Annotated in this window: 24 protein-coding genes and 4 tRNA genes; 10 read left to right on the top strand and 18 right to left on the bottom strand. The window is 70.9% G+C overall.

Annotation, left to right across the window (positions count from 1 at the left end; genetic code table 11):
• Window positions 1–2: 2 nt before the first annotated feature.
• The 9 genes from AC0I8G_RS02145 to AC0I8G_RS02105 all read right to left on the bottom strand — a co-directional run bounded on the left by AC0I8G_RS02145 (window position 3) and on the right by AC0I8G_RS02105 (window position 12040).
• Window positions 3–3884 carry a DNA-directed RNA polymerase subunit beta' gene (locus AC0I8G_RS02145; protein ID WP_471728494.1) on the bottom strand — a complete coding sequence of 1294 codons (3882 nt, stop codon included), beginning with the start codon at window positions 3882–3884 and terminating at the stop codon, window positions 3–5.
• A gap of 114 nt (window positions 3885–3998) precedes the next feature.
• Window positions 3999–7499 carry a DNA-directed RNA polymerase subunit beta gene (gene rpoB / locus AC0I8G_RS02140; protein WP_328294639.1) on the bottom strand — a complete coding sequence of 1167 codons (3501 nt, stop codon included), beginning with the start codon at window positions 7497–7499 and terminating at the stop codon, window positions 3999–4001.
• A 408-nt stretch (window positions 7500–7907) separates the two neighbouring features.
• On the bottom strand, window positions 7908–8291 hold the full coding sequence (rplL, locus tag AC0I8G_RS02135; protein ID WP_471728493.1) for a 50S ribosomal protein L7/L12: 384 nt from the start codon (window positions 8289–8291) through the stop codon (window positions 7908–7910).
• A 69-nt stretch (window positions 8292–8360) separates the two neighbouring features.
• Window positions 8361–8933, bottom strand: a complete 573-nt coding sequence (gene rplJ, locus AC0I8G_RS02130; protein WP_328294637.1) for a 50S ribosomal protein L10 — start codon at window positions 8931–8933, stop codon at window positions 8361–8363.
• A gap of 315 nt (window positions 8934–9248) precedes the next feature.
• Entirely contained in the window at window positions 9249–9965 is a 717-nt protein-coding gene (rplA, locus tag AC0I8G_RS02125; protein ID WP_328294636.1) for a 50S ribosomal protein L1, read from the bottom strand.
• A gap of 91 nt (window positions 9966–10056) precedes the next feature.
• On the bottom strand, window positions 10057–10488 hold the full coding sequence (gene rplK / locus AC0I8G_RS02120; RefSeq protein ID WP_380259845.1) for a 50S ribosomal protein L11: 432 nt from the start codon (window positions 10486–10488) through the stop codon (window positions 10057–10059).
• Between the two features lie 161 nt (window positions 10489–10649).
• Window positions 10650–11588, bottom strand: coding sequence for a transcription termination/antitermination protein NusG (gene nusG / locus AC0I8G_RS02115; RefSeq protein WP_471728492.1), 939 nt, complete (start codon window positions 11586–11588; stop codon window positions 10650–10652).
• 65 nt (window positions 11589–11653) lie between these two features.
• Window positions 11654–11887 (bottom strand): preprotein translocase subunit SecE, encoded by a 234-nt coding sequence (secE, locus tag AC0I8G_RS02110; RefSeq protein WP_328294633.1) that lies wholly within the window; start codon window positions 11885–11887, stop codon window positions 11654–11656.
• Between the two features lie 80 nt (window positions 11888–11967).
• Window positions 11968–12040, bottom strand: a tRNA-Trp gene (locus AC0I8G_RS02105).
• Window positions 12041–12180: 140 nt separating this feature from the next.
• Between AC0I8G_RS02105 and AC0I8G_RS02100 the strand changes: the two genes are divergently transcribed.
• From AC0I8G_RS02100 to AC0I8G_RS02065, 8 genes are all read left to right on the top strand, one after another.
• Window positions 12181–13437 (top strand): pyridoxal phosphate-dependent aminotransferase, encoded by a 1257-nt coding sequence (locus tag AC0I8G_RS02100; RefSeq protein ID WP_471728491.1) that lies wholly within the window; start codon window positions 12181–12183, stop codon window positions 13435–13437.
• Window positions 13438–13504: 67 nt separating this feature from the next.
• Complete coding sequence (locus AC0I8G_RS02095; protein WP_471728698.1) at window positions 13505–14362, top strand: ABC transporter ATP-binding protein; 858 nt, start codon at window positions 13505–13507, stop codon at window positions 14360–14362.
• A complete protein-coding gene (locus tag AC0I8G_RS02090) occupies window positions 14359–15222 on the top strand; it encodes an ABC transporter permease (protein WP_471728490.1) in 864 nt (287 codons plus the stop codon). The genes AC0I8G_RS02095 and AC0I8G_RS02090 overlap by 4 nt, the downstream gene beginning before the upstream one ends.
• A gap of 43 nt (window positions 15223–15265) precedes the next feature.
• Window positions 15266–16447 carry a sensor histidine kinase gene (locus AC0I8G_RS02085; protein ID WP_471728489.1) on the top strand — a complete coding sequence of 394 codons (1182 nt, stop codon included), beginning with the start codon at window positions 15266–15268 and terminating at the stop codon, window positions 16445–16447.
• Window positions 16444–17076, top strand: a complete 633-nt coding sequence (locus AC0I8G_RS02080; protein ID WP_471728488.1) for a response regulator — start codon at window positions 16444–16446, stop codon at window positions 17074–17076. Before AC0I8G_RS02085 ends, AC0I8G_RS02080 begins: the two co-directional genes overlap by 4 nt.
• Window positions 17077–17127: 51 nt before the next feature.
• A complete protein-coding gene (locus AC0I8G_RS02075; RefSeq protein ID WP_471728487.1) occupies window positions 17128–18198 on the top strand; it encodes an adenosine deaminase in 1071 nt (356 codons plus the stop codon).
• A gap of 22 nt (window positions 18199–18220) precedes the next feature.
• On the top strand, window positions 18221–19129 hold the full coding sequence (locus AC0I8G_RS02070; protein ID WP_471728486.1) for a hypothetical protein: 909 nt from the start codon (window positions 18221–18223) through the stop codon (window positions 19127–19129).
• Window positions 19126–19539, top strand: coding sequence for a GntR family transcriptional regulator (locus tag AC0I8G_RS02065; protein WP_471728485.1), 414 nt, complete (start codon window positions 19126–19128; stop codon window positions 19537–19539). The genes AC0I8G_RS02070 and AC0I8G_RS02065 overlap by 4 nt, the downstream gene beginning before the upstream one ends.
• 40 nt (window positions 19540–19579) lie before the next feature.
• Here AC0I8G_RS02065 and AC0I8G_RS02060 read toward each other — a convergent pair whose 3' ends face one another.
• The 8 genes from AC0I8G_RS02060 to AC0I8G_RS02025 form a co-directional block, all read right to left on the bottom strand.
• The gene (locus AC0I8G_RS02060; protein ID WP_471728484.1) at window positions 19580–20647 is read right to left on the bottom strand and encodes a UDP-N-acetylmuramate dehydrogenase; all 1068 of its coding nucleotides are present in this window, start codon (window positions 20645–20647) and stop codon (window positions 19580–19582) included.
• Window positions 20644–21876, bottom strand: coding sequence for an MFS transporter (locus tag AC0I8G_RS02055; protein WP_471728483.1), 1233 nt, complete (start codon window positions 21874–21876; stop codon window positions 20644–20646). The genes AC0I8G_RS02060 and AC0I8G_RS02055 overlap by 4 nt, the downstream gene beginning before the upstream one ends.
• Window positions 21873–22289, bottom strand: coding sequence for a MaoC family dehydratase (locus AC0I8G_RS02050; RefSeq protein ID WP_471728482.1), 417 nt, complete (start codon window positions 22287–22289; stop codon window positions 21873–21875). Before AC0I8G_RS02050 ends, AC0I8G_RS02055 begins: the two co-directional genes overlap by 4 nt.
• Window positions 22286–22747: an FAS1-like dehydratase domain-containing protein gene (locus AC0I8G_RS02045; RefSeq protein ID WP_471728481.1), complete on the bottom strand. Its 462-nt coding sequence runs from the start codon at window positions 22745–22747 to the stop codon at window positions 22286–22288. Before AC0I8G_RS02045 ends, AC0I8G_RS02050 begins: the two co-directional genes overlap by 4 nt.
• A gap of 38 nt (window positions 22748–22785) precedes the next feature.
• Window positions 22786–22953 carry a 50S ribosomal protein L33 gene (gene rpmG, locus AC0I8G_RS02040; protein WP_012085006.1) on the bottom strand — a complete coding sequence of 56 codons (168 nt, stop codon included), beginning with the start codon at window positions 22951–22953 and terminating at the stop codon, window positions 22786–22788.
• Between the two features lie 175 nt (window positions 22954–23128).
• Window positions 23129–23201 (bottom strand) — tRNA-Met (locus AC0I8G_RS02035).
• Window positions 23202–23230: 29 nt separating this feature from the next.
• A tRNA-Thr gene (locus tag AC0I8G_RS02030) sits at window positions 23231–23302 on the bottom strand.
• A gap of 94 nt (window positions 23303–23396) precedes the next feature.
• Window positions 23397–23478: transfer RNA gene (locus AC0I8G_RS02025), tRNA-Tyr, on the bottom strand.
• A gap of 94 nt (window positions 23479–23572) precedes the next feature.
• On the opposite strand from AC0I8G_RS02025, the gene AC0I8G_RS02020 reads away from it, so the two are divergent.
• Complete coding sequence (locus tag AC0I8G_RS02020; RefSeq protein ID WP_471728480.1) at window positions 23573–24064, top strand: YajQ family cyclic di-GMP-binding protein; 492 nt, start codon at window positions 23573–23575, stop codon at window positions 24062–24064.
• Window position 24065: 1 nt separating this feature from the next.
• Window positions 24066–25025 (top strand): alpha/beta hydrolase family protein, encoded by a 960-nt coding sequence (locus AC0I8G_RS02015; protein ID WP_471728479.1) that lies wholly within the window; start codon window positions 24066–24068, stop codon window positions 25023–25025.
• A 29-nt stretch (window positions 25026–25054) separates the two neighbouring features.
• Here AC0I8G_RS02015 and htpX read toward each other — a convergent pair whose 3' ends face one another.
• On the bottom strand, window positions 25055–25939 hold the full coding sequence (gene htpX / locus AC0I8G_RS02010) for a zinc metalloprotease HtpX (RefSeq protein WP_380258375.1): 885 nt from the start codon (window positions 25937–25939) through the stop codon (window positions 25055–25057).
• Window positions 25940–25962 lie beyond the last annotated feature (23 nt).

Genomic DNA, 25962 nt, shown 5'->3' with positions numbered 1-25962 from the left:
GCTCAGCGGTAGTCGCTGGAGCCGTAGTCGAACTCCTCGAGCGGGACGGCCTGGCCGGAGCCCACACCGAACTGCGCGTAGTCCACGTCGTCGTAGCCGGGCACCGAGTACATCTGCGCCTTGGCCTCCTCGGTGGGCTCGACCCGGACGTTGCGGTAGCGGGGAAGCCCCGTGCCGGCCGGGATGAGCTTGCCGATGATGACGTTCTCCTTGAGGCCCAGGAGCGGGTCGCTCTTGCCCTCCATGGCGGCGTTGGTGAGGACCCGCGTCGTCTCCTGGAAGGAGGCGGCGGAGAGCCACGAGTCCGTCGCGAGCGACGCCTTCGTGATCCCCATCAGCTCCGGACGACCGGAGGACGGCTGACCGCCCTCGGCCATGACCCGACGGTTCTCCTCCTCGAAGCGCGCACGTTCGACGAGCTCACCGGGCAGCAGCTCGGAGCCGTTCTGCTCGATGATCGTCACCCGCTTGAGCATCTGGCGGACGATGACCTCGATGTGCTTGTCGTGGATCGACACGCCCTGGGAGCGGTAGACCTCCTGCACCTCGTCGACCAGGTGCATCTGCACCCGGCGCGGGCCGAGGATGCGCAGCACCTGCTTGGGGTCGACCGCACCCTGGACGAGCTTCTGCCCGACCTCGACGTGCGTGCCGTCCTCGACCAGGAGCCGCTGACGACGCGTCACCGGGTACTCGACCTCTTCGGCACCGTCGTCGGGGGTCACGACGATCTTGCGACCCTTGTCGGTGTCCTCGATGCGGGTGCGTCCCGACACCTCGGAGATCGGCGCGTTCCCCTTGGGGGTGCGGGCCTCGAAGAGCTCGACCACGCGCGGCAGACCGTGCGTGATGTCACCGGCCTCGGACGCGGCACCACCGGTGTGGAAGGTACGCATCGTCAGCTGGGTACCGGGCTCGCCGATCGACTGGGCCGCGACGATGCCGACGGCCTCGCCGATGTCGACGAGCTTGCCGCTGGCCAGCGAACGGCCGTAGCAGCGGGCACAGGTGCCGACGCGCGACTCGCACGTGAGCACCGAGCGGACCTTGAGGCTCTCGACCCCCTGGGCGACCAGGGCGTCGATGACCACGTCACCGAGGTCGGAACCGGCCGGCAGCACGACCTCGCCGTCGACGGAGACGTCGGTGGCCAGCGTGCGTGCGTAGACGCTGGTCTCGACGTCGTCGTGGCGACGCAGGGTGCCGTCGGAGTTCTTCTCCGCGATGGGCATGGCCAGACCGCGGAAGGTGCCGCAGTCGTCCTCGCGGACGATGACGTCCTGGGAGACGTCGACGAGACGACGGGTCAGGTACCCGGAGTCGGCGGTCCGCAGCGCGGTGTCCGCCAGCCCCTTGCGGGCGCCGTGCGTGGTGATGAAGAACTCACCCACGGTCAGGCCCTCGCGGAACGAGGCCTTGACCGGGCGGGGGATGATCTCGCCCTTCGGGTTCGCCATCAGGCCACGCATGCCGGCGAGCTGACGCATCTGCATCCAGTTGCCTCGCGCACCCGAGCTCACCATGCGGTGGATCGTGTTGTGCGTCGGCATCGCCGCCTCGAGGTCCTTCGCGACCTCGTTGGTGGCCTGGGTCCAGATCTCGATGAGCTCCTGGCGACGCTCGTCGTCGGTGATCAGACCGCGCTCGTACTGCTGCTGGACCTTCTCGGCCTTGGCCTCGTAGCGCTCGAGGATCGCCTGCTTGTTGGGCGGGGTCACGACGTCGGCGATGGAGACGGTGGTGCCCGACCGGGTGGCCCAGTGGAAACCGGCCTCCTTGAGGGCGTCCAGCGTCGCCGCCACCTGGACCTTCGGGTAGCGCTCGGCGAGGTCGTTGACGATCGTCGAGAGCTGCTTCTTGTCGACGACGACGTTCACGTACTCGTAGTCGACGGGCAGCGTCTCGTTGAACAGCGCCCGACCCAGCGTGGTCTCCACGTCGAGGTCCTGGCCCTGCTCCCAGCCCTCGGGCAGCGCCATGTTCGCCGTCGGGACGACACCCGAGAGACGGATGCGCACCTTGGCGTTGAGGTTCATCTGCTTGCCGTCGAAGGCCATGATCGCCTCGGCCAGCGAGGAGAACTGACGGCCCTCCCCGGCGACGTCGTCCCGGTCGGCGGTCAGGTGGTACAGACCGATGATCATGTCCTGGGTGGGCATGGTCACCGGGCGACCGTCCGCCGGCTTGAGGATGTTGTTCGACGACAGCATGAGGATGCGGGCCTCGGCCTGCGCCTCCGCGCTCAGCGGCACGTGCACGGCCATCTGGTCACCGTCGAAGTCCGCGTTGAACGCGGTGCAGACGAGCGGGTGGATCTGGATGGCCTTGCCCTCGACCAGCTGGGGCTCGAAGGCCTGGATGCCGAGGCGGTGCAGCGTGGGCGCGCGGTTGAGCAGCACGGGGTGCTCGGTGATGACCTCGGACAGGACGTCCCAGACCACCGGGCGGGCGCGCTCGACCATGCGCTTGGCCGACTTGATGTTCTGCGCGTGGCTGAGGTCGACGAGCCGCTTCATGACGAAGGGCTTGAAGAGCTCCAGGGCCATCTGCTTGGGCAGACCGCACTGGTGCAGCTTCAGCTGCGGGCCGACGACGATGACCGAACGGCCCGAGTAGTCGACGCGCTTGCCGAGCAGGTTCTGGCGGAACCGGCCCTGCTTGCCCTTGAGCATGTCGGACAGCGACTTCAACGGGCGGTTGCCCGGCCCGGTCACCGGCCGGCCGCGGCGGCCGTTGTCGAACAGCGCGTCGACGGCCTCCTGCAGCATGCGCTTCTCGTTGTTCACGATGATCTCGGGAGCCCCGAGGTCGAGCAGGCGCTTCAACCGGTTGTTGCGGTTGATGACGCGGCGGTAGAGGTCGTTCAGGTCCGACGTCGCGAAGCGGCCACCGTCGAGCTGCACCATCGGGCGCAGGTCCGGCGGGATGACCGGGACGCAGTCGAGGACCATGCCCTCGGGCGAGTTCCGGGTGGTGAGGAACGCCGAGACGACCTTGAGGCGCTTGAGCGCACGCGTCTTGCGCTGCCCCTTGCCGGTGGCGATGGTCTCGCGCAGGGACTCGGCTTCGGCCTCGAGGTCGAAGTCCTGCAGACGCTTCTGCAGCGCCGCCGCACCCATGCCGCCCTCGAAGTACAGGCCGAAGCGCTCGCGCATGGCGCGGTAGAGCACCTCGTCACCCTCGAGGTCCTGGACCTTGAGGGTGCGGAAGCGGTCCCAGATCGTGGTCAGACGGTCGATCTCCGCGTCGGCGCGACGGCGGATCTGCGCCATCTCGCGTTCGGCGGACTCGCGCACCTTGCGGCGCACGTCCGACTTCGCGCCCTCGGCCTCGAGCTCGGCCAGGTCGGTCTCGAGCGTCTTGGCGCGGGTCTCGACGTCGGAGTCCCGACGGTTCTCGACCTCACGCTTCTCGACCTCGATCTGGGCCTCGAGCGAGGAGAAGTCGCGCTGACGTCCCTCGTCGTCGACCGACGTGATCATGTACGCGGCGAAGTAGATGACCTTCTCGAGGTCCTTCGGCGCGAGGTCGAGCAGGTAGCCCAGACGGCTCGGGACACCCTTGAAGTACCAGATGTGGGTGACGGGAGCGGCGAGCTCGATGTGGCCCATGCGCTCACGACGCACCTTGGCGCGCGTGACCTCGACACCACAGCGTTCGCAGATGATGCCCTTGAAGCGGACGCGCTTGTACTTGCCGCAGTAGCACTCCCAGTCCCGGGTGGGGCCGAAGATCTTCTCGCAGAAGAGTCCGTCCTTCTCGGGCTTCAGGGTGCGGTAGTTGATGGTTTCGGGCTTCTTGACCTCACCGTGCGACCACGTGCGGATGTCGTCCGCGGTGGCAAGCCCGATGCGCAGCTCGTCGAAGAAGTTGACGTCGAGCAACGGAATCTTCTTTCTGTCGTGTGTTCCGAGGTCTGACTCTGTCCGTGGAACCCCTCAGGGGCTCCGTTCGTCCGGCGGTGGCGGGCCGGGGGTACTCCCCCGGCCCGCACCCCGTCAGACCTCTTCGACGCTGCTGGGCTCGCGTCGGGCCAGGTCGATGCCCAGTTCCTCGGCCGCCCGGAAGACGTCCTCGTCGCTGTCGCGCATCTCGATGGCCATGCCGTCGGAGGAGAGGACCTCCACGTTCAGGCAGAGCGACTGCATCTCCTTGATGAGCACCTTGAAGGACTCGGGGATGCCCGGTTCAGGGATGTTCTCGCCCTTGACGATGGCCTCGTAGACCTTCACGCGGCCGAGCACGTCGTCGGACTTGATCGTCAGCAGCTCCTGCAGGGCGTAGGCGGCGCCGTAGGCCTCGAGGGCCCAGACCTCCATCTCGCCGAAGCGCTGTCCACCGAACTGCGCCTTACCACCCAGCGGCTGCTGGGTGATCATCGAGTACGGACCGGTCGAACGGGCGTGGATCTTGTCGTCGACCAGGTGGTGGAGCTTCAGGATGTACATGTAGCCGACCGCGACCGGCTCCGGGAAGGGCTCCCCGGAGCGACCGTCGAACAACTGCGCCTTGCCGTCGCCCTGGACCAGACGGTCCCCGTCCCGGGTCGGGATGGTCGAGCTGAGCAGACCGGTGATCTCCTCCTCGCGCGCACCGTCGAAGACGGGGGTCGCGATGCGGGAGCCGGCCGGGGCCGAGCGGATCTCCTCGGGGATGAGCTTCGCCCAGTCCGGCTCGCCCTCGATCTTCCAGCCGCGGCTGGCGATCCAGCCGAGGTGGAGCTCGAGGACCTGACCCACGTTCATGCGGGACGGGACACCGAGCGGGTTGAGGATGACGTCGACGGGCGTGCCGTCCTCGAGGAAGGGCATGTCCTCGACGGGGAGGATCTTCGAGATGACGCCCTTGTTGCCGTGACGACCGGCGAGCTTGTCACCGTCGGTGATCTTGCGCTTGTTCGCCACGTAGACGCGGACCAGCTGGTTCACGCCCGGGGGCAGTTCGTCGCCCTCGTCGCGGTCGAAGACCTTGACGCCGATGACGGTGCCGGTCTCGCCGTGGGGCACCTTCAGCGAGGTGTCGCGGACCTCACGGGCCTTCTCGCCGAAGATGGCGCGCAGCAGGCGCTCCTCCGGGGTGAGCTCGGTCTCGCCCTTGGGCGTGACCTTGCCGACGAGCAGGTCGCCGTCACGGACCTCGGCGCCGATGCGGATGATCCCGCGCTCGTCGAGGTCGGCCAGCACCTCCTCGGCCACGTTCGGGATGTCCCGCGTGATCTCCTCGGGCCCGAGCTTGGTGTCGCGGGCGTCGACCTCGTGCTCCTCGATGTGGATCGAGGAGAGGACGTCGTCCTGCACGAGGCGCTGCGACAGGATGATCGCGTCCTCGTAGTTGTGGCCCTCCCACGGCATGAACGCGACCATCAGGTTGCGTCCGAGCGCCATCTCGCCGCCCTCGGTCGAGGGACCGTCCGCGAGGACCGTCCCGACCTCGACGCGGTCGCCCTCGTTGATGACGACCTGCTGGTTGTAGGCGGTGCCGTGGTTGGAGCGGCGGAACTTCGCGACCTTGTAGGTCGTCGAGGTGCCGTCGTCGTTCGTCGTCGTGATCATGTCGGCGGACACGTCCGTCGCGACACCGGCCTTGGAGGCCACCACGACGTCACCGGCGTCGACCGCGGCACGGAACTCCATGCCGGTACCGATCAGCGGCGCCTCGGACTTGACCAGCGGGACGGCCTGACGCTGCATGTTCGCGCCCATGAGCGCGCGGTTCGCGTCGTCGTGCTCGAGGAACGGGATCATCGCGGTCGCGACGGAGACCATCTGCCGGGCGGCGACGTCCATGTAGTCGACCTCGTCGCGCGGGACGAACTCGGTCTCACCACCCTTGGCGCGCACCAGGACGCGGGCCTCGGCGAAGCGGGAGTCCTCGTCGAGCGGGGCGTTGGCCTGCGCGATGACGAAGGCGTCCTCCTCGTCGGCGGTGAGGTACTCGACCTCGTCGGAGACGATCCCGTCCTTGATCTTGCGGTACGGGGTCTCGATGAAGCCGAACGGGTTGATGCGCCCGTAGGACGAGAGCGAACCGATCAGGCCGATGTTCGGGCCTTCCGGGGTCTCGATCGGGCACATGCGGCCGTAGTGCGACGGGTGGACGTCGCGGACCTCCATGCCGGCGCGCTCACGGGAGAGACCGCCCGGGCCCAGCGCCGAGAGACGGCGCTTGTGGGTCAGACCCGCGAGCGGGTTGGTCTGGTCCATGAACTGCGACAGCTGCGACGTCCCGAAGAACTCCTTGATGGAGGCCACGACGGGACGGATGTTGATCAGCGTCTGCGGCGTGATCGCCTCGACGTCCTGGGTCGTCATGCGCTCGCGCACGACGCGCTCCATCCGGGACAGGCCGGTGCGGACCTGGTTCTGGATGAGCTCGCCGACGCTGCGCAGACGGCGGTTGCCGAAGTGGTCGATGTCGTCGACCTCGACGCGCGCCTCGATGGGCTGCCCGTTCTTGACGCCCGGCATGGTGACCTCGCCGGCGTGCAGCTTCACCAGGTACTTGATGGTGCGCACGATGTCGTCGACGGAGAGGACGCTGTCGGACAGCGGCTCCTCGGTGCCCAGCTTCTTGTTGACCTTGTAGCGGCCGACCTTGGCCAGGTCGTAGCGCTTGGGGTTGAAGTACAGGTTGTCGAGCAGGTTGCGCGCGGCCTCCTGCGTCGGCGGTTCACCCGGACGCAGCTTGCGGTAGATGTCCAGCAGCGCGTCCTCGACGCCCGAGGTGTGGTCCTTCTCCAGCGTGGAGATCATCGACTCGTAGTCGGCGAACTCCTCGCGGATCTGGGACTCGCTCCAGCCCAGGGCCTTCATCAGGACCGTGACCGACTGCTTGCGCTTGCGGTCGACGCGGACGCCGACGGTGTCGCGCTTGTCGATCTCGAACTCGAGCCAGGCACCGCGCGAAGGGATGATCTTCGCGGTCCAGGTGTCGCGGTCGGACGTCTTGTCCGGCACGCGCTCGAAGTAGATGCCCGGCGAGCGGACCAGCTGCGACACGACGACGCGCTCGGTGCCGTTGATGACGAAGGTGCCGCGCTCGGTCATGAGCGGGAAGTCGCCCATGAAGACGGTCTGCGACTTGATCTCACCGGTGTTGCCGTTGATGAACTCCGCCGTGACGAACAGGGGCGCGGAGTAGGTGAGGTCGCGCTCCTTGCAGTCGTCGAGGGAGTACTTCGGCGGCTCGAAGCGGTGGTCGCGGAACGACAGCGACATGGAGCCCGAGAAGTCCTCGATCGGGGAGATCTCTTCGAAGATCTCCTCCAGACCGGAGGTCGTCGGGACGGCGAGCCCACCGTTGGTGGAGGCCTCGACCCGGTCCTGCCAGCGCTTGTTGCCGAGCAGCCAGTCGAAGCTGTCCGTCTGGAGCGCGAGGAGGTCGGGGACCTCCAGTGGTTCGTGGATCTTGCCGAAGGAGTATCGACCGGAGATCGTGCGCGGTGCCTTGTTGCCGATGTACGTGCGGTTCGGTGCGGACGCTGGAAGCGAGGCAGCCAAGAGTGGTCCTTCCACGGGCCTGCGAACTCTGTGCACTACCCGCCCCGCTCGGTCGTTCCCACGGCGACGACCGGCTATATGACTCTGGGCAGCGCAAAACAGCAGAGTACCCCCGATGGGCACGACTGTCCAACCCCCGGATCTGGCGATCCGGGCGCCGCGCGCCGGTGACCGCGAGCTCCCCGACGGCGACGTCGGCCCCGACGACGGTGTCGGGACGAGCAGGCGGTCGTGTTGACGACCGAGATGAGGATGTCCCCCCGACGCGTCTGCGTCAAGGCGACCCCCCGGGCGTGTGGGCAACTCCCTGAACCGGCCCCGGAAAGCGTCCGGAACGCCGCAGGGGCGGCCGGACCGAGGTCCGACCGCCCCTGGGGCGTAGCGACCCGGGTCAGCCCCGGGCGGGGGTCACTTGAGGGTGACGGTGGCGCCAGCGGCTTCGAGCTGGGCCTTGGCCTTGTCGGCAGCGTCCTTGGCGACCTTCTCGAGGACGGGCTTGGGGGCGCCGTCGACGAGGTCCTTGGCCTCCTTGAGGCCGAGGGAGGTCAGCGCGCGGACCTCCTTGATGACACCGATCTTCTTGTCACCAGCGGCCTCGAGGATGACGTCGAACTCGGACTGCTCTTCAGCAGCCTCGGCCGGCGCGCCGGCGACCGGGCCACCGGCCATCGCCACGGGGGCGGCGGCGGTGACGTCGAAGGTCTCCTCGAACTTCTTCACGAACTCGGAGAGCTCGATGAGGGTGAGTTCCTTGAACGCGTCGAGCAGCTCGTCGGTGCTGAGCTTCGCCATGAGGGCGGTCCTTCCTGAGTGTGTGGGTCCCGCGGTTCGCTGCGCGGGCAGGGGGTGGGAGCTGGGAGCTCAGGCGTCCACGGTCTCGGCCACGGGGGCCTCGTCCGCGGCAGCCTCTGCGGGGGCGCCCGCAGCCTGCTTCTCCCGCAACGCTTCCACGGTGCGGACGGTCTTGGACAGCGGCGCCTGGAACAGCGACGCGGCCTTCGACTGGGTGGCCTTGAGGACACCGGCGACCTTGGAGAGGAGAACCTCGCGGGACTCCAGGTCGGCCAGGGCCTTGACGTCGTCGGCGCTGATCGCGCGGCCGTCGAGCACGCCGCTCTTGACGATCAGCTGGGGGTTGGCCTTGGCGAAGTCACGCAGACCCTTGGCCGCCTCCACCGGGTCACCGGTGATGAAGGCGATCGCGGAGGGGCCGGACAGCTGCCCCTCGAAGGCCGTGACTCCGGCCTCCTTCGCGGCGATGCTGGTCAGCGTGTTCTTCAGGACCGCGTAGGTCGTGTCAGGACCCAGCGCCGTCCGCAGGTTCGTGAGCTGCGCGACGGACAACCCCCGGTACTCGGTGAGCACCGCGGCGTTGGACTCCTGGAACAGAGCCGTGAGTTGCTTCACGGCGGCGATGTTCCTGGGCTTCGGCATGTGTGCCCTCCTTCCTCGTCTCGGGGGAAACCGGTCGACCCCGAAAGCACGAAACGCCCCGGCGCAGGTGCGCGGGGCGTCGGAGGGCGGCCGCCAGGGCCGCGATCGAAGCTCTTGCTCACCTGCGCAGGTCGCCCGCACTGCGGGGCCTTCAGCTACCAGCACCAGAGGTTCTGCACCAGAGGTGTGGTTAGCGACCGGCGGTCTTCGGTACTGGACAAGACTACACGCCGTGGGCGGGTGCTCCTGACCGCACGACGCAGGGGCGGGACCCCGGAACGGGATCCCGCCCCTGCGGGGTGGTTCAGCGACGCGTCAGTTGACGGTCGCCTCTCCGGTGAGGTTGCGGGTCAGCGCGGGGTCGACCGGCACGCCCGGGCCCATCGTGGTGGTGATGGTGGCCTTGCGCAGGTAGCGGCCCTTGGAGGAGGACGGCTTGAGGCGCAGCACCTCGTCGAGCGCGGCGGAGTAGTTCTCGACGAGCTGGGTGTCGTCGAAGCTCGCCTTGCCGATGACGAAGTGCAGGTTGGCGTGCTTGTCGGTGCGGAACTCGATCTTCCCGCCCTTGATCTCCGTGACGGCCTTCGCGACGTCCATGGTCACGGTGCCGGTCTTCGGGTTCGGCATCAGACCACGGGGGCCCAGCACCTTGCCCAGACGACCGACCTTGCCCATGAGGTCCGGGGTCGCGACGGCGGCGTCGAAGTCGAGGCGGCCCTTGGCGACCTCGTCGATGAGCTCGTCGCCACCGACGATGTCGGCGCCGGCGGCCTCGGCCTGCGCGGCGCGGTCACCGACGGCGAAGACCAGCACGCGGGCGGTCTTGCCGGTGCCGTGCGGCAGGTTGACGGTGCCGCGGACCATCTGGTCGGCCTTGCGGGGGTCCACACCGAGGCGGAACGCGACCTCGACGGTGGCGTCGTACTTCACCAGCGACGTCTCGCGCGCGAGCTTGACGGCGTCGAGCGGTGCGTACAGCTCGTCGAAGTCGATCTTCTCGGCTGCGGCCTTGTAACCCTTGCTGCGCTTCACTTCTGCTCCTCTGGATCGTTGAGGGTCGTGGTCGAACGGACCGCGCGCGGCCCTGCCACTGGAACTACCGCTGAGTGTCGGGTGCGACAGCTCAGTCGGAGACGGTGATGCCCATGGACCGAGCGGTGCCCGCGATGATGCGGGCGGCCATGTCGATGTCCTTGGCGTTGAGGTCCTGCAGCTTCTGCTCCGCGATCGAGCGCACCTGCGCGTTGGTGAGGTTCGCGACCTTCTTCACGTGGGGCTCACCGGAGCCCTTCTCCACGCCCGCAGCCTTCTTGATGAGCTCGGCGGCCGGCGGGGTCTTGGTGATGAAGGTGAACGAGCGGTCCTCGTAGACCGTGATCTCGACCGGGATGACGTTGCCGCGCTGGGACTCGGTCTGCGCGTTGTACGCCTTGCAGAACTCCATGATGTTCACGCCGTGCTGACCGAGCGCGGGCCCGATCGGCGGGGCCGGGGTCGCCTGGCCGGCCTTGATCTGGAGCTTGATGAGCCCGGAGACCTTCTTCTTGGGGGGCATGAGCGATCCCTTCCTCGGATGCGTGACGGCCGTTCGGTGCCCGCGGTTCGGGCGACGACGTGTTGTGGCCGTCGATCAGTCTACGGGAGGACTCCCCCGGCCCCCAAAACGGGACGCCCCCACCCGGTCCGGGGTGGAGGCGTCTCGCGAGGAGCGGTGCGTCAGATCTTGGCGACCTGGTTGAAGTTCAACTCGACCGGCGTCTCGCGGCCGAAGATCGAGACCAGCACCGTGAGCTTCGCGCGGTCGGTGGAGATCTCGGAGATCGTCGCGGGGAGGGTCTCGAAGGGGCCCTCCATGACGGTGACCGATTCGCCGACCTCGAAGTCGACGGTCTTCGTCGGGGCGGCGGCGCCACCACCGGCGCTCTTCTCGCCGGCCTTCTCGCTGGACGGCAACGTCGGCGCGAGCATGGAGAAGATCTCGTCGTTGGACAGCGGGACCGGCTGGTGGGTGTTGCCCACGAAACCGGTGACCCCCGGGGTGTGCCGGACGGCGCCCCACGACTCGTCGGTCAGGTCCATGCGGACGAGGACGTAGCCGGGGATCCGGACGCGGCGCACGTTCTTGCGGGTGCCGTTCTTGACCTCGACGACCTCTTCCATGGGCACCTCGACCTGGAAGATGTAGTCCTCCATGTTGAGGGAGGTCATGCGGGTCTCGAGGTTGGTCTTCACGCGGTTCTCGTACCCGGCGTAGGAGTGGATGACGAACCACTCGCCGGGTGCACGACGGAGCTTCTTGCGGAACTCCTCGACCTCGTCGACCTCGTCCTCACCGGCGTCGAGACCTTCGGCGACCTCGCCCTCGACCTCTGCGCCCTCGGCGTCCACGGACGCACCGTCGGGCGACTCGCCCTCGACCGGTTCCGCGACGTCCTCGACCTCGGCGTTCAGGTCGCCGGCCTCGTCACCCTCGTCACCCTCGACGGCACCGATCGCGTCGGCGACCGGTTCGTCGGGGGTGTCCGCGGCCTGCTCGGCGTCGGCTTCCACGTCGGCCTCGGCGTCCGCGTGGACGTCGTCGGCGTCGTAGGTCTGGGTCGCGACGTACTGCTCGTCCGACTTGTCGTCGTCCGAGGGACCCCACTGCTCCGACACGTGCTGACCTGCTTCCTTCGGGATCGGGACTCGCAACGCACCAGGCTGGTGCGCGCTGACGTTCGTCAGGACCCGAACACCAGCAGGACGAGCTTGCCGATGCCGTAGTCCAGGGCGGACACGAAGAGCATCATCACCACGACGAAGACGAGCACGACTCCGGTGTAGCTCAGCAGGTCCCGGCGGGTGGGCCAGACGACCTTGCGCAGCTCTTCGATGACCTGACGCAGGAACAGCAGGAGACCGTTGCGCTTCTTGGCCTCGGCGGGTTCCGCCGTGGCCTTCGTCGTCTGGCTCACCTCGCGCTGCCCCGCTTCTGTCGTGTGTCGCTCACGTACGGACGTGCCTCCCGGAGGACCGGGAGCACGGGTGGTGCTCGCAGGGCAGGAGGGACTCGAACCCACAACCGCCGGTTTTGGAGACCGGTGCGCTACCAATTGCGCCACTGCCCTGAACGGATGCGCCGCCCCGGAGGGCGTGCGAAACCTCGACGGTTCGAGAACCGCCACGACCACCATAGGTGACGCCGGGGCTCACCGTCGAACCCGTCCGGGCTCCGAGGCTCCACGGCCGCACGCCGAGGGGTGGAAGGATGACCTGCGTGACCGCCCAGACGAGTCCTCCGCCCGGCACCGCCCCCACCGGTGCGCGCCACCGCGTCTCGGCCCGCATCGCGGGCATCGCCGAGTCCGCGACCCTCGCCGTGGACGCCAAGGCGAAGGCGCTGAAGGCCGCCGGTCGCCCGGTCATCGGCTTCGGTGCGGGCGAGCCGGACTTCCCGACCCCGCAGGCCATCGTCGAGGCGGCCGTCGCGGCCTGCACCGACCCGGCCAACCACCGCTACACCCCCGCCGGCGGGCTGCCCGTCCTGCGGGAGGCGATCGCGGCCAAGACGGCGCGCGACTCCGGCTACCAGGTCTCCCCCGCCCAGGTCCTGGTCACCAACGGTGGCAAGCAGGCCGTCTACGAGGCCTTCGCCGCGATCCTCGACCCGGGTGACGAGCTGCTGCTGCCGGCGCCGTACTGGACGACCTACCCCGAGGCCGCGCGCCTCGCCGGCGGGGTCGCCGTGGAGGTCTTCGCCGGCCTGGAGCAGGGCTACAAGGTGACCGTCGACCAGCTCGAGGCGGCCCGCACGCCCCGCACCAAGGCGCTGCTGTTCTGCTCCCCCTCGAACCCGACCGGCGCGGTCTACTCCCCCGAGGAGGTCCGCGCGATCGGTCACTGGGCCCTGGAGCACGGCGTCTGGGTCATCAGCGACGAGATCTACGAGCACCTCGTCTACGACGGCGTGCGCGCCGCCTCGATGCCCGTGGAGGTCCCCGAGCTCGCCGACACCTGCATCGTCGTCAACGGGGTCGCGAAGACCTACGCCATGACGGGCTGGCGCGTGGGCTGGCTGATCGGGCCGCCCGACGTGGTCAAGGGTGCGGCGAACCTGCAGTCGCACCTGTCCTCCAACGTCGCGAACGTGTCGCAGCGCGCGGCCGTCCAGGCGCTCACCGGTGACCTGACCGCCGTCGCCGCGATGCGGAAGGCCTTCGACCGACGTCGCACGACGATGGTGCGGATGCTCGACGCGATCGAGGGCGTGCGCTGCCCCCTGCCGCAGGGCGCGTTCTACGCCTACCCCAGCGTCGAGGACCTGATCGGGAAGACGTTGCGGGGCACCGAGATCACCTCGTCCGCCGTGCTGGCCGAACTCATCCTCAGCGAGGCCGAGGTGGCCGTCGTCCCGGGCGAGGCGTTCGGTCCGAGCGGCTTCCTGCGCCTGTCCTACGCCCTCGCCGACGCCGACCTGGTGACCGGGGTCGAGCGCATCCAGGCCCTCCTCGCCGAGGTGCGCTGAGCGCGGGTACACCGTCCGGTGGACCCGCGGGGGGCGCTCGAGCCGTCACCCTCGGGGGGTGAACCCCCTGCCCGCCGTCCGAGTCCGCGGACTCACCAAGCGCTACCCCAACGGCACGCTCGCCCTCGCCGGGATCGACCTCGACGTCGATCCCGGCGAGTGCGTGGCCCTGCTCGGCCCGAACGGAGCCGGCAAGACGAGCACCGTCGAGGTCCTCGAGGGGCACCGCTCGCGCGACGGCGGTGAGGTCGACGTCCTCGGCGAGGACCCGGCCACGGCCGGCCTCGCCTGGCGGGCACGGCTCGGCATCGTCCTGCAGGAGGCGACCGACGCCGCCGACCTCTCGGTGCGCGAGGCCGTGCACCACTTCGCCCTCTACCACCTCGACGCCCGCGACCCCGACGAGGTCATCGCCCTCGTCGGGCTCGAAGGCTCTGCGCGGCAACGGATTCGAGCCCTCTCCGGCGGACAGCGCCGACGGCTCGACGTCGCGCTGGGCATCCTCGGCCGCCCCGAACTGCTCTTCCTGGACGAGCCCACGACGGGATTCGACCCCGAGGCGCGGCGGCACTTCTGGGACCTCGTCCGCGGTGTGCAGGCCGAGGGCACGACGATCCTGCTGACCACCCACTACCTCGACGAGGCCGCCGCGCTGGCCGACCGCGTCGCCGTCGTCGTGGGCGGCCGGGTCGTGGAGACCTCCACCCCGTCCACCCTCGGCGGACGGTTGCGGTTGGGGGCGACGGTGCACTGGAGCGAGTCGGGATCCGCGCGGGTCGAGCGCACCGACCGGCCCGGCGACCTGGTGCGGCACCTGCTGGCGCGCCCGGAGCTCCTCGTCGACGGCGAGCTGCCCGGGCTGGAGGTCCACCGGCCCACGCTGGAGGACGCCTACCTGGCCCTCGTGGACGGGGTCCGGCGGTGAGCGCCCCCGAGGTCCGCCGCCCCGAGACCCCCACCAGCGAGCGCTCGCGCACCGGCGTGCGGGGTCGCCCCTCGACGGCCCGCATCGCGCTGGCGCGCACGGGTCTGGAGGTCCGGCAGTTCGTCCGGGAACGTGACGCGATGGCGTTCGTCTTCGCCTACCCCATCGTCATGCTCGTCATCTTCGGGTCGATCTTCGGCGCCCAGCGGCTGCCCGACGGGACGCCGTTCTCGCACTACTTCCTGGCCGGGATCGTCGCGACCGGGATCATGCTCACGAGCTTCCAGAGCCTCGCCGTCGGCATCGCCGGCGAACGCGACGACGGGACCCTGAAGCGGTTGCGCGGCATGGCCGTCCCCGCGCTGGCCTACGTCCTGGGCAAGGTCGGCATGGTCCTGGCCACGTCGGTCGTCCAGCTGGTCCTGCTGCTCCTGGTCGCCCGGATCGCCTACGACGTGCCGTGGCCGGGTGACCTGACGCACTGGGCCCGCTTCGGGTGGGTGTTCGCGCTGGGAACGGTGGCCGGGACGGTGCTGGGGGTCGCGTTCTCCGCCGTCCCGGCCTCGGCGCGCTCCGCGACCGCGGTGACGGCCCCCGTGGTCATCGTCCTGCAGTTCTTCTCGGGGGTGTTCTTCACGCTCGCGTCCCTGCCGGGCTGGATGCTCGCCGTCGCGGAGGTCTTCCCGCTGAAGTGGATGGCCCAGGGCCTGCGGGCGGCACTGCTGCCGGAGAGCGCCGCAGCGGCGGAACCGGGCGGGAGCTGGGAACTGGGCACGGGAGCGCTGATCATGGCCGCCTGGGTCGTGCTGGGCCTGCTCCTCTGCCTGCGGTCCTTCCGCTGGACCCGCAAGGACCGGTGAGCGGGCACGATGACCGGGTGGGACACCTCAGGAGCGCTGGTCGGTGAGCAGGAACCCCGCGACCACCTCGTGGTGGGTGCGCAGCGTGCCCGGCTGGCACGCCGCCTTCGGCCTGTTCGTGGTCATCGCCGCCCTGGTGCTGCTGATCGGCGACGACGCGCACCGGCTCCGCGCCGCCGTCGCGGTGGGGGTCGTCGCGCTGACGTACGTGCTGCTCGGGCCCCGGGCGGCCCGCGTGCGGGACCGGCGCTCGCGGATCTACCTCGCCGTGCTGGCCGTGGGTCTCACCGTCGCCCTGACCGGCGCCCCGACGCTGAGCTTCCTGCTCTTCGTCGCCTTCCCGCAGACCTGGTTCCTCACCGGCTCCCGCCGCGAGGGCACGCTGTGGACGGTGGCTGTCGCACTGGCCGGCCTGACCGGGATGACGGTGGGCTACGGCGACTCGGCGCGCACGGTCGACATCGCGGTGTCGATGCTCGTCAGCACCGCCTTCACGTGCGTCCTCGGGATCTGGATCTGGCAGGTCGTCTCGCAGAGCGAGGAACGGGCAGCGCTCATCACCGAGCTCGAGAACACCCGGGTGGAACTGGCTGCGGCGCACCACGCGGCGGGGGTCGCCGCCGAGCGTGCCCGGCTGGCCGCCGACATCCACGACACCCTCGCCCAGGGGTTCACCGGCATCGTGCTGCTGGCCCAGTCGGCCGCCGCGACCGCTCCGCCGGGCCCGACCCGTGCGCAGCTGGAACTGATCGAGGGTTCCGCACGGGCGGGGCTGGCGGAGGCCCGGACCCTGGTGGCGGCGATGAGCCCGGTCGACCTGGAGGGCACGACGCTGGCCGAGGCGCTGCACCGTCTCGCCGAGCGGGTGTCGCGGGAGAGCGGTGTGGCCGTGGACGTGGTCGTGGCGGAGGACCTCCGGGGGTTGTCCGCGGGCCGCCAGGTCGTGCTGCTGCGGGCCGCGCAGGAGGCGCTGGGCAACGTGCGCAAGCACGCCGGGGCGCGCAGGGTCCAGGTGCGCCTCGTCAGCGCGGACGGGACGGCCACGCTGGAGGTGCACGACGACGGAGTGGGGATCACCGAGCAGGACGTGGTCGCCGCGACCGGTTTCGGCCTCGCCGGCATGCGACGCCGGGTCGAGGAGGCCGGCGGGGTGTTCGAGGTCGTCGGCGAACCCGGTGGCGGTACCCGGTTGCTGGTCGCCGTGCCGGCGGAGGTCCCGGCGTGAGGTCGGTGCGGGTGCTCGTGGTCGACGACCACCCCGTCGTGCGCGGGGGTATCGAGGGGCTGCTCGCGACGGCCGACGACCTCGAGGTCGTCGGCGGCGCCGCGAACGGTCGGGAAGCCCTGGAGGCCGTGGCGAGGCTTCGGCCGGACGTCGTGCTGATGGACCTGCGGATGCCCGTCGTGGACGGTGCCACGGCCACGGAGGAGATCCGGCGCGCCCACCCGGAGGTCCACGTGCTCGTGCTGACGACGTACGAGACCGACGCCGACATCGTCCGGGCCGTCGAGGCCGGGGCGACCGGCTACCTGCTCAAGGACACCCCGCTGGCCCAGCTCGTCGACGCCGTCCGCGCTGCGTCGCGGGGTGAGACCGTGCTGGCCCCGCCGGTCGCGGCGAAGTTGGAGGCGCGCCTGCGGGGACCCGTCCAGGAGTCGCTGACCCCGCGGGAGCTGCAGGTCCTGGGCTCGGTGTCGCGCGGGTCGACGAACGCCGAGATCGGCCGGGAGCTCTTCATCGGAGAGGCGACGGTCAAGACGCACCTGCTGCGGACGTTCGCGAAGCTCGGCGTGGCCGACCGCACCCACGCCGTGACGGTCGCGATCCAGCGCGGACTGCTGCCACCACCGTGAGGGCCCCCTGACCAGGACGGATGGCGGTTCGTCCTGGCAGACTCACGGAGCGTGACACGCACGGTCGAGTCCCTGCCCAAGGCGCACCTGCACCTGCACTTCACGGGGTCGATGCGCCCCCAGACCCTGCTCGACCTGGCCGAGCGCCACCGGATCCGGCTGCCCACCCAGCTGAGCTCGTCCTCGATGATCACCCTCTCCCCCGACGAGCGTGGCTGGTTCCGCTTCCAACGGCTCTACGACGCCGCCCGCGCCTGCGTCCGGACCGCGGACGACATGCGCCGGATCGTGCTGGAGGCCGCTGCCGACGACGCGGCCGAGGGGTCGCGGTGGCTGGAGCTGCAGGTGGACCCGACCTCCTACGCCGTGCACGTCGGCGGGATCACCCCGGCGCTGGAGATCGTCCTCGAGGCCGCCCGCGAGGCGACCGCGCTGACCGGGACCGCGGTGGCCGTCGTCGTCGCCGCGAGCCGGATCCGCCACCCGCTGGACGCGCGGACGTTGGCCCGGCTGGCCGCCCGCCACGCCGGCGACGGGCCGGGCACGGTCGTCGGGTTCGGGCTGTCCAACGACGAACGCCGGGGGGACACCTCGGAGTTCGCCGGGGCCTTCGACATCGCGCGGGGCGCCGGGCTCGCCTGCGTCCCGCACTCAGGGGAGCTGTTGGGCCCCGACCACGTCGCGCAGACCCTGCGGGAGCTGAAGCCGGACCGGCTCGGCCACGGCGTCCGCAGCGGCGAGGACCCGGCGGTGCTGGACCGGGTCATCGCGGCCGGGGTGGCCCTGGAGGTCTGCCCGACGAGCAACGTCTCCCTCGGGGTCTACCCCGACCTCGAGCGGGTTCCGTTGCGGCAGCTGGTGTCCGCGGGAGCCACGGTGGCGCTCGGGGCCGACGACCCGTTGCTGTTCGGGCCCCGCCTGGCCGCCCAGTACCGCAGCGCGCGGGAGGACCACGGGTTCGACGACGAGGGGCTGGCCGGGCTCGCGAAGGCGTCGATCAGCGCCTCGCGGGCCCCGGCGGAGGTGAAGCGGGCCCTGCACGCGGAGGTGGACGACTGGATGGAGGCCCCTTCCGAAACGGCTGCACAACCGCTCCCGGATGTGATTGACTCAATGAGTTGACTCATTGTGCCCTGGAGGCCTCGTGTCCGGTCGTCTGCTCGTCCTGGTACCGCTCGTGCTCGTCCTCTGCGGGATGCTCGTCGCCCTTGTCCGGGCCCAGGGCAACGCCCGTTCGAGCGCACTGCCACTCCCGGTGGCCACTGCGAGGTCCCGCGGGCTGCGCTGGTCGGCGGGTGGGGTGCTGGCCGGCCTGGTCCTGGTCACCCTGCTGGTAGCCGCCGGCTTCGCCGGGAGCGATCCTGGCCCGGTCCTCGCCGCGCCCCTGGCGGGAGCCGCCTTGCACGCCGCGATCGCCCTCACCGGGGAAGTGCGCTGGCCGCGGCCGACCGGTCGCGTGCGCAGCGCAGGCGTCACCGCACGGTCCGTGCGCCAGAGCACCCCGCCCGTCCTGGCCGGGGCGGCAGCCCTCGGGGGGTTGCTCCTCCTCGCCACCTGCGTGGGCGGGATCGTCGTCGCCGGCCCCTGGACCGACCAGTACGTGTGGCGGACCTGGAACTACTCGGCCACCTACGGACAGTTCCCCGGTGGCGCCATCGCCTTCCCGGTGCTGGCAGCGGCTCTGGTCGCAAGCTGGGCGACGCTGCTGGTGCTGCTGCGGATCCCCGACCGTCCAGCGGTCCCGTGCGCACAGCCCGAGGTCGACGCCGCCCTGCGGCGGGCCTCCGGACACCGCGTCCTGCGCGTCACCGGGTCCGCCCTGCTCGGGACGGCCGGGGTGCTCGTCGTGCTCTGGCACGGCTTCGTCCTGCAGTACGGGTCTGGGGCCACGGCCGCCGGCGTCCGGTTCGACGGCCCGCTCGTGGCGTTCGACGGCGCGACGGTGACCACCGGCTTCGTCCTGGTGCTGCTGGGTCTCGTCACACTGGTCATCCCGGCCCGCGGTCTGCGACTGCCTGCTGCGACGCCGGTCCCGGTCGTGGGAACGCGGTGAACGTCACCGTCGACACCCACTCCCCCGTGCCGGCCTACGAGCAGATCCGCGGGCAGATCACCACCCTCGCCACGACCGGCGCCCTGCGCGAGGGCGACCGCCTCCCCGCAGCGCGGACGTTCGCCGCGGACCTGGGCCTCGCGGTCGGCACCGTCCAACGTGCCTACCGCGAGCTCGAGGCGGCCGGGACCGTCACGTCACGACGACGGACGGGGACGGTCGTCGCGGCGCAGGTCACCGTCGAGGAGGACGTCCGCTGGGCGGCGGAGGGGTTCGTCGAACGGGCCCTGGGGTCGGGGTTGAGCCCGGAGCAGGCGCTCGACGTCGTGCGCGCCGCGCTGGTCAGCGTCGGCCGGGGTCGCTCCGGTCCTCCGGGGCCGAAGCCCCCGGGTCGGGTGAAGGCTCAGTAGGAGAAGTCGTTCCGGGCCACGCCGATGGTCTGGACGCGACTCAGAGCGAGGTGCCCACCAGGACGGGTTCGTTGACCAGGCGGATCCCGAAGCGGGCCTCGACCCCGTCGGTGACCGTCCGGGCCAGCGCCAGCAGGTCGGCCGCGGTCGCCTCACCCCGGTTGGTGATCGCCAGGGTGTGCTTGGTCGACAGCGTCGCGGGGCCGGGGGCGCCGAAGCCCTTGCCGAACCCGGCGTGGTCGATGAGCCACGCGGCCGAGGTCTTCACCAGCCCGTCGCCCCCCGGGAAGCGCGGGGCGTCGGCGGGCAGCGCGTCGGCCTGGTCGGGGCGCAGCAGCGGGTTGGTGAAGAAGGACCCGGCGCTCCAGGTGTCGTGGTCGCTGCGGTCGGCCGGGTCCCAGACCATCCCCTTGCCGGCGCGGAGTTCGAGCACCGCCGCGCGGACCGCGGCCGAGGACACCCGGGCGCCGACCTCGACCCCGAGCCGGCGCGCGAGTTCGGGGTAGGCGACCTCGGAGGCGGCCGCCCGGAGGGGGAACTGGAACGTCACGTCGAGGACCACGTAGCGGCTCTCGGGGTGCGTCCCGTTCAGCGCGACCCTCGACCGCTTGAGCAGGGACGTGCGGTAGCCGAACCCCAGCTCGGCGGCCACGAACGTGCGCTGCCGGCGTTCGACCCGGTCCCAGGTCCGGACGGTCTCGATGGTCTGCGCCACGTCCTGGCCGTACGCCCCGACGTTCTGCACAGGCGTCGCGCCGACGGACCCGGGGATGCCGGACAACGCCTCGACCCCCGCCCACCCGCGCTGGACCGCGGTCGCGACGAAGGCGTCGAAGGAGTGGCCGGCGGCGACCGTCACGACGCCGCCACCGCAGGCGTCCTCGCTGGCGACGCTGACGCCCTGCGTCGCGACGTGCACGACGGTGCCGTCGAACCCCGCGTCCGCGACGAGCAGGTTCGACCCGCCGGCGACCAGCAGCAGGGGCTCCCCCGCGGCGTCCGCCGCAGCGACGGCCTCGACGACCTCCGCGTCGGTGCGGGCCTCGACGAGCTTCCGGGCGGGTCCCCCCACGTGCAGGGTGGTCAGGTCGGCGAGCAGGTGGGTCACGAGGACAGCTTGCCCTCCGCGGTCGCGCCGCCCGCGCCGAGGGCGACCCCGTCGGCGTGCGGGCGGGCCGCAGCGGCGACGAAGAGCGCGACGACCGAGGCCACCGCGGCCGCCGTCACGGCGTGGACGACCCCGGTGTGGTCGGCGAGCAGACCCACCAGCGGCGGGCCCGCGAGGAAGGCGGTGTACCCGACGGAGGAGACGACGCTGACGCGGACGGCCGCGTTGGCCTCCTCGTCACCGGCGGCGCTCATCCCGGTCGGGAACCCGAGCGCGGCGCCCAGGCCCCAGAGCAGCGCACCCACCACGGCCACCGTGACGTTCGGGGCGAGGACGAAGACGCCGACGCCCACGGCGGCGACGCCCGCGCTGAGCCGCAGGGCCGGCACCCGGCCGAGGCGCTGCAGGGCGACCGGCCCGACGAGGCGCCCGCAGGTCATCGCGACGACGAAGACGGTGAACCCGGCGACGCCCGCCGAGTGCGAGACGTCGTGACCGTCGATGAGGCCGAGCGCCAGCCAGTCGTTGGCGGTGCCCTCGACGAAGGCCATGCAGAGCACCAGGACACCGATGAGCAGGGTGCGCGGTTCGTGCCACGCCTGCCCCAGCGAGATCCCCGCCCGCGGCTGCTCCCCGGCGGCCGCCGGGGCGGCCTCGCCGAGGAAGGACCGGGTCAGGACCGTCGTCCCCAGCACGACGAGGACCCCGACGGCGCAGAGGTGCGCCCAGGTCGGCACCCCGACCTTCAGCAGCAGGACGGAGATCCCGGCGGAGGCCACGCTGCCGAGGCTCCAGGCTGCGTGGAAGCGGGACATGATGGCGCGGTCCAGGCGGCGCTCGACGGCCGACCCCTCGACGTTCATCGCGACGTCCCAGGAGGCGACGCCCGCGCCGGCGGCGAACAACCCCAGCGCGGTCGGGGGCACGGAGCCGAAGCCGTCCACGGAGACGGAGACCACGAGCAGGCCGAGGGCCACGACGACGGAGCCGCCGAGGACGGTGCGGGCCCGCCCGAAGCGCAGCACGACCGCACCCGCGATCGGCATGGCGAGGACGGAACCGAGCGAGAAGGCGAGCAGCAGCAGGCTCATCCCGCCGTTGGACAGGCCCAGGGTGTCGCGGACGGAGGGGATCCGGGCGACCCACGTCGACATGAAGAAGCCGTTGAGGACGAAGGCCGCGTACACGGCCGTCCTCGCACGCAGGGCTGCGGGCGAGGGGGTGCTCACGGCAGGCGGACGACAGCCCGGGCGCGCCCGAGGACCTTCGTCCCCGCGTGGGTCACGGTGAGGTCGACCTCGACCGTGCGGGCGGACTCGTCGCGCGTGAGCACCGTGCCGGCGACCTCGACGACGGCCGGCTCACCGGAGGGCACGACGACGGGGGCGGTGAACCTCGTGCCGAAGGAGACCACGGCAGTCGGGTCCCCGGCCCAGTCGGCCACGACGGAACCGGCCAGGCCCATGGTCAGCATCCCGTGGGCGATGACGTCGGGCAGGCCGACGGACGTCGCGGTCGCCTCGTCGAGGTGGATCGGGTTGTGGTCCCCGGAGGCCTCGGCGTAGGCGCGCAGGTCCTCGCGGGAGAGCTCGTAGCGGGCGGCGGGGAGTTCGGTACCGACCTCGGTGTCCTCGAAGTTCACGCCGTCTCCTCCGCGCGGACGACCAGCATCGACGTCACCGTCGTGACGGGGGTGCCGTCGGTGCGGGCGAGTTCGGTGCGGGTGGTGATCATCGCGTTGCCGCGCACCACGCGGACGCGGTCCACGTGCACCTCGGCGGTGAGTTCGTCACCGGCCACGATGGGGGCGTGGTGGCGGAACTGCTCCTCGCCGTGGACGACGCGGGAGAAGTCGATGCCCGCGGCCGGGTCGGCCACGAACTGCTTCTCCGCGACCTGGGCCAGCGTGACCGCGAAGGTCGGCGGGGCGACGACGTCGGCGTAGCCGAGTTCGCGGGCGGCCGCCGTGTCGTGGTGGACCGGGTGGGCGGCCCGCACGGCCCGGGCGAAGGCCCGGACCGTGTCGGCGCTCACCATGGTGGTCCCGGAGGCCGGGTAGACACGCCCCGCGAAGGACTCGTCGACGTTGACGGTCGTCACAGGTGCGTGCTCCCCGATCCGGAACGGACGTGCTGGTGTCAGCGGGTTTCGCGGTGCGTGGTCTTCTTGCCGCAGCGCGGGCAGAACTTGGCCAGGTCCAGGCGGTCTGGGTCGTTGCGGCGGTTCTTCTTGGTGATGTAGTTCCGCTCCTTGCACTCGGTGCAAGCCATGGTGATCTTCGGGCGGACGTCGGTGGTCTTGGCCACGGCGGGTGCCTCTTCCTCGGGATTCGTCGTACGACAAGGTTCGTCGTACTGCGGACGTACGGGCGGGCGCGCGCTCCGCCGATCCCCACCAGGGTACGCGACGTGCGGCAAGCGCCCGAACGCGCGACGAGCGGCCGCCCACGGGGGGCGGCCGCTCGGTACGTGTCGTGCGCTGTAGCGAGGGCCGGACTTGAACCGGCGACACAGCGATTATGAGCCGCTTGCTCTACCAACTGAGCTACCCCGCCGCGTCCGGCGGGCCCAGCCGCCGGTTGCGAGCCCCGATCGAGGATTGAACTCGAGACCTCTTCCTTACCAAGGAAGTGCTCTACCACTGAGCTACCGGGGCCAAACTGGTTGTGCTGCCGCGTGTACGGCCGGTGACGACCCTACATGACGCGACCCGGTGCCGGGGACCGGCACCGGGTCGCGGACTCGCGACGTGGCGGGTGATGGATTCGAACCAACGTAGGCTACGCCGGCGGATTTACAATCCGCTCCCTTTGGCCACTCGGGCAACCCGCCAGTGCCACCAGCGAGCTGGCGACGGTGAGACGATAGCAAGACATGAGCGGTGCTCGGAAACCGAGCCCCCCACGAACCCCAGGAGGAACCCCGCGTGGCCAGCGAGTCGTCGTTCGACGTCGTCAGCAAGATCGACCGCCAGGAGGTCGACAACGCCCTCAACCAGGCCGCCAAGGAGATCGCCCAGCGCTACGACTTCAAGGGTGTCGGCGCCGACGTCCGGTGGAGCGGGGAGTCGATCCTCATGGTCGCCAACTCCCAGGACCGCGTGAACGCCGTCCTGGACGTGCTGCAGACCAAGCTCATCAAGCGCGGCGTGTCGCTGAAGGCGCTGGACACCTCCGACCCGGTCCCCTCGGGCAAGGAGTACCGGATCACCGCGGAGCTCAAGGAGGGCCTCGCCCAGGACGTCGCCAAGAAGATCGGCAAGATCATCCGCGACGAGGGCCCCAAGGGCGTGAAGTCGCAGATCACCGGCGACGAGATGCGGGTCAGCTCCAAGGACCGCGACGACCTGCAGGCGGTCATCGCGCTGCTCAAGGGTTCCGACCTCGACGTCGCCCTCCAGTTCGTCAACTACCGCTGAGGTGGGTCCGCTGCGCCGCCGGGCCGTGATCGGCCTCGCGTTGAGCGGGGGCGCGCTGGGCGCGTGCAGCGACGACGCCCCCACCACCCCGGCGAGCACCACCGCGGCCACCCCCACGGAGACCGCCACGCCCACCGACACGGGCACGCCGGACGCGGAGACGGACGCCAGCTTCGTCCCGCCCGGGCTCGACGTCTCCCAGCGCAGCGAGTACCGCTACGGCGACCACCCCCGCCAGGTCAGCGACCTGTGGCTGCCGCGGGGCGAGCACCGCGACGCGATCGTCGTCGTCGTGCACGGTGGCGGCTGGGACGCCGCCACCGACCGCCGCGACCTCGATGACCTGGTGGCCGACCTCGTCGGCGGCGGCTGGCCGGTGCTCAACACCGACTACCGCGGCAACGGTGACGGCGGCGGCTGGACGGGCACGTTCAGCGACGTCGCCACCGCCGTCGACATGGCCGCCGAGGCCGCCGCCCAGCACTCGCTGCCGACCGGGCGCGTGTGCTTCGTCGGGCACTCCGCGGGCGGTCACCTGGCGATGTGGGCCGCCGCCCGGGCCGGTCTGCCCGCCGACGCCCCGGGTGCGTCACCGCGGGTCGTGCCCGCGTTCGCGGCGTCGATGTCCGGCGTGCTGCACCCGACCGCGCTCGGTGGCGACGGTGGCGACGTCAACGTGCGGACGCTGTTCGGGGGAACCCCGGACGAGGTCGACGACCGCTACGCGATCGGCGACCCGACGCGACGGGTGCCCTTCGGCTTCCCGCTGTTCGTCGCGCACGGGACGGGCGACCAGACGGTCCCGTACTCCCAGGCCCAGGAGTTCGACGCGGCCGCGAGCGCCGCGGGGGACGCGGTGGAGCTGCACCTGCTCGACGGCGTCTCGCACACCGACCCGCAGGACCCGGACGGGCAGGTCTTCCCGCTGTTCCGGACCTGGCTGGAGTCCCACCTCGGCTGACCCCGACCGGCTCGATGGCAGGGGCGGGGTCAGCGGCGGTAGCCGGCGAGGGCCTCGAGGCGGGCGATCCGCTCGGCCATCGGCGGGTGCGTCGAGAACAGCTTCGCGACGCCCTGCGCGCGGAAGGGGTTCGCGATCATCATGTGGCTGGCGTTGACGAGCTCGCGCTCGGGCGGCAGCGGCAACTGACGCGTGCCCAGCTCCAGCTTGCGCAGGGCCGAGGCGAGCGCGAGCGGGTCGCCGGTGAGCTTGGCCCCGTCCTCGTCGGCGTCGTACTCGCGCGTCCGCGAGATGGCGAGCTGGACGACGGTGGCCGCGAGCGGCGCCATCAGCGACAGCAGCAGCAGCGCCAACGGGTTCGCGCGGCTCTCGTCGTCGCGTCCGCCCCCGAACACCGAGCCGAAGAACACCCCGAACTGCGCGATCGAGGTGATGACGCCCGCGAGCGCCCCCGCCACGGAGGACGTGAGGATGTCGCGGTTGTAGACGTGCATGAGCTCGTGGCCGAGGACACCGCGCAGTTCGCGTTCGTCCAGGAGCTGCAGGATGCCCTCGGTGCAGCAGACGGCGGCGTTGCGGGGGTTGCGGCCGGTCGCGAAGGCGTTGGGCGCCATGGTCGGTGACACGTGGAGCTGCGGCATCGGCTGGCGCGCGGCGGTGGAGAGCTCGCGCACGATCCGGTACATCCCGGGCTGTTCGGCCTCGGACACGGGCCGGGCGCGCATCGAGCGCAGAGCCAGGTTCGCGGAGTTCCAGTAGCCGTAGGCCGAGGTCCCCAGCCCGATGAGGACGAAGACGACGAGGATGCCGGAGCTGCGGAACGAGGTCGCGAGGAACCCGCCGATGAGCAGCAGGACCGCCCAGATCACCCCGAACAGGACGGCGGTCTTCAGCCCGTTGTGGTGCCGGTGCATCCTGCCCTCTCCCCCGCGCTCCC

Source organism: Kineococcus sp. AC630, from assembly GCF_979255925.1.
The sequence above is the reverse complement of the archived record's forward strand: the minus strand, read 5'-3'. Positions and strand labels throughout refer to the sequence as shown.

Excerpts from the sequence above, each read along its gene's own strand:
- rplL (WP_471728493.1), bottom strand. The coding sequence starts at position 8,291 with ATGGCGAAGCTCAGCACCGACGAGCTGCTCGACGCGTTCAAGGAACTC.
- rplJ (WP_328294637.1), bottom strand. The coding sequence starts at position 8,933 with ATGCCGAAGCCCAGGAACATCGCCGCCGTGAAGCAACTCACGGCTCTG.
- rplK (WP_380259845.1), bottom strand. The coding sequence starts at position 10,488 with ATGCCCCCCAAGAAGAAGGTCTCCGGGCTCATCAAGCTCCAGATCAAG.
- AC0I8G_RS02100 (WP_471728491.1), top strand. The coding sequence starts at position 12,181 with ATGACCTGCGTGACCGCCCAGACGAGTCCTCCGCCCGGCACCGCCCCC.
- htpX (WP_380258375.1), bottom strand. The coding sequence starts at position 25,939 with ATGCACCGGCACCACAACGGGCTGAAGACCGCCGTCCTGTTCGGGGTG.